General features: G+C 56.1%; 3 protein-coding genes. 2 read left to right on the forward strand and 1 reads right to left on the reverse strand.

The window, feature by feature from the left end; translation table 11 throughout:
* Nucleotides 1–157: ATP-binding protein (locus tag ACWVCN_RS04560; RefSeq protein WP_455244336.1), on the forward strand; the 157-nt coding region annotated here is incomplete at its 5' end.
* Nucleotides 157–1,605, forward strand: a complete 1,449-nt coding sequence (locus tag ACWVCN_RS04565; protein WP_455244334.1) for a sigma-54-dependent transcriptional regulator — start codon at nt 157–159, stop codon at nt 1,603–1,605. The genes ACWVCN_RS04560 and ACWVCN_RS04565, both read left to right, overlap by 1 nt.
* Nucleotide 1,606: 1 nt before the next feature.
* Here ACWVCN_RS04565 and ACWVCN_RS04570 read toward each other — a convergent pair whose 3' ends face one another.
* Complete coding sequence (locus ACWVCN_RS04570; RefSeq protein ID WP_455244335.1) at nt 1,607–2,707, reverse strand: WD40 repeat domain-containing protein; 1,101 nt, start codon at nt 2,705–2,707, stop codon at nt 1,607–1,609.
* Nucleotides 2,708–2,800: the final 93 nt, after the last annotated feature.

The raw sequence follows: 2,800 nt of genomic DNA on the forward strand, positions 1-2,800 counted from the left end.
CGAGGGAGAGGGAACGGGGCTCGGGCTGTCGGTCAGTCTGGGCATTGTCGAACGTCATGGTGGTAAAATCCTTGTGGAAAGCGAAGTCGGAAAGGGGACGACGTTTACCTTATGTCTTCCGTTGTCGAAAGAGCGATCGTTGGTGGAAAGAGTGTAATGAAGGGGCTAGAGATTTTGCTTGTGGATGACGAGCCCTTAATGCGTCTCTCCATGGTCGACGCCCTCGAGGCTGTCGGGTACGAGGTGCAGGCTGTGGCGACTGGCACGGAGGGAATCGACGCGATCCGCCAGAAGGCTTTTGATCTTGTGATTACTGATTTGCGCCTGCCTGGAGCGGATGGACTCGCGGTACTCAAAGCGACCAAAGAGAAGTCCCCTCAGACCGAAGTCGTCGTCATTACGGCTCATGGGTCTGTGGAAACCGCCGTCGGTGCCATGAAGCATGGCGCATTCGACTACATTACCAAACCGTTCCAGATGGATGAACTCCTGATGATCGTCGAGCGTGTGGGGCGTGTCGTTGCCCTGCGGCGCGAGAATCAGGACCTCAAGGAGACCCTCGAAGACAAGTTCTGCTTCAACGGGATTCTTGGGACAAACAGCCAAATGCGCGCCGTCCTTGACAAGATCAAAACTGTCGCCAGTACGGACTCGACGATTTTAATTCTTGGTGAAAGCGGCACGGGGAAAGAGCTGGTCGCAAATGCGATCCATCAGAACAGCCCGCGGAGCCAGTACCCGCTTATCAAGGTGAGCTGCGCAGCCCTGCCGGAAACGCTGTTGGAAGCAGAACTATTCGGCCACGAAAAGGGGGCGTTTACCGGGGCTTTGCGTCAGCGCAGAGGGCGATTCGAAATGGCCCATCGAGGAACATTGTTCCTCGATGAAATAGGGGAGATCTCTCCAGTCGTCCAAGTGAAACTCCTGCGGGTGTTACAAGAAAGAAAGTTCGAACGGGTGGGAGGCAATGACACGATCGATGTCGATGTCCGCGTGGTGTGCGCGACGCAAAAGGATCTTCGCAAAGAGGTGTTACAAGGACGCTTTCGTGAGGACCTGTTCTATCGGTTGAACGTCGTGCAGGTGGTGATCCCCCCGCTGCGGGCCCGTCAGGAAGACATTCTCGTGATCGCCGAACACGTCTTGCAGACCTGCTCGACAAAGATGAATAAAAAGCTGAAAGGGTTCTCGCCGGCCGCGCGCGAACTGCTCTTGCGATATTCGTTTCCTGGAAACGTGCGTGAACTTGAAAATATGGTGGAACGGGGTGTGGCGTTGGGTCGCGACCAGCAGTCGGTTCAGCCTGCCGATCTCTGCGGATTTCAGTCCTGTCCTTTTACCGGGGGGGTACCGCAAGACTCCTGCGGGTTCTGCAACGAGGGTCTTTCTGGGCAAAAGCGGTCGGAGCGGCCGATGACGTCTCTGGCTTCAGCCCGCGAGGAATTTGAGAAGGAGTATATCGTGTCGGTGTTGGAGCGTGCCGAGGGAAGTCGCACCACTGCTTCGAAGATCCTCGGCCTCTCCCGCAAAGCCCTCTGGGAAAAGTGCAAACGCTACGGGATTCCGTCGGCAAAAGAGGAGGCCGAAACAGAAGACGACACGTAACTTACTCTGTCGGCTCCGCCCCGCCCTCCCAGAGCTTGACTGTCCGATCCCATGATGCACTAGCCAGCCTTCGCCCATCCGGAGAGAGGGCGATACAGCGAACGCCCCCTGTATGTCCCTTGATCGTACGGAAACATCGGCCGTTCGAAAGATCCCAGAAGCGGATCGTATTGTCATCCCCTGAACTGATGAGTACCTTGCTGTCTGGAGTCACGACTAGCGAGCGAACCCAACCCGAATGTCCCTTGATGGTCCTGTATTCGAGGCCGGTCGGCATCTCGAACATCTTAATCGTCTGATCACGACTGCCTGTAATGAGGTATTTCGCATCCGGCGTAAAGGTCATTGCCCCGATCCAATAGTCCATTGGCTTTTGGAATCCTCCGTCGTCTTCGATGAAATACCCGCGGGTTTCGGTCGAGTCGACTTCGTCTTCCTTCCAATGACCGTTGTGAAGCACCTTCTCTTCCCCGCTCGGCAGCACTTCCCAGATTTTGATTTTTCCGATATCGGTACCGCTGGCGAGATGAATGCCGTCCGGTGAGAAGGCGACACAGACCGACCAGTGGTGATCGTACTGGTCTTTCCCCAGGAGTGTCATCAACTCGGTGCCGGTTGTGACTTCCCAGATTTTAATGTCCTTGTTATGGCTCCCGCGAGCGAGCATCAACCCGTCTGGCGAGAGGGAGAGGCTGCACACGTTATGGTCGTAACGTGTAAACAAGAGCTTCAGGGGCTCGCCGGTTTTGGGATTCCACAGTCGAATCGTGCGGTCTTCGCTTCCGGACGCAAGGGTTTGCCCGTCTGGGGTGAAAACAACTGCGCGAACATCGTGGGTATGGCCACGAAGGGAACGGAGCAGCCGGCCGGTTTCAATGTCCCAAATACGAACGAGCCGGTCGACTCCGGCGCTAGCCAGGGTCTGGCCGTCCGGTGCAAAGGCGACTGTCCATACTCCATGCGAGTGGCCACGAAACGTCTTGAGTTCCCTGGCATCGGTCTTCCAATATTGAAGATGATCTGTTAAGGGAGGCAGCGTCTCTGGCTGTGAAGTAGGAGTGGACGGTGCCGGAGTCATTGGGGGTGCAGTCTGATCTGCCATAGTGCGATTTCCCTCTTGGTGTTTCCTGTAGACCGTCTATCCGGCCAGGTGGCGCTGGTTTGCAAATCTCCGCGTCAGGCCAGTATAATTCGC

Source organism: Petrachloros mirabilis, from assembly GCF_975968855.1.

Excerpts from the sequence above, each read along its gene's own strand:
- ACWVCN_RS04565 (WP_455244334.1), top strand. The coding sequence starts at position 157 with ATGAAGGGGCTAGAGATTTTGCTTGTGGATGACGAGCCCTTAATGCGT.
- ACWVCN_RS04570 (WP_455244335.1), bottom strand. The coding sequence starts at position 2,707 with ATGGCAGATCAGACTGCACCCCCAATGACTCCGGCACCGTCCACTCCT.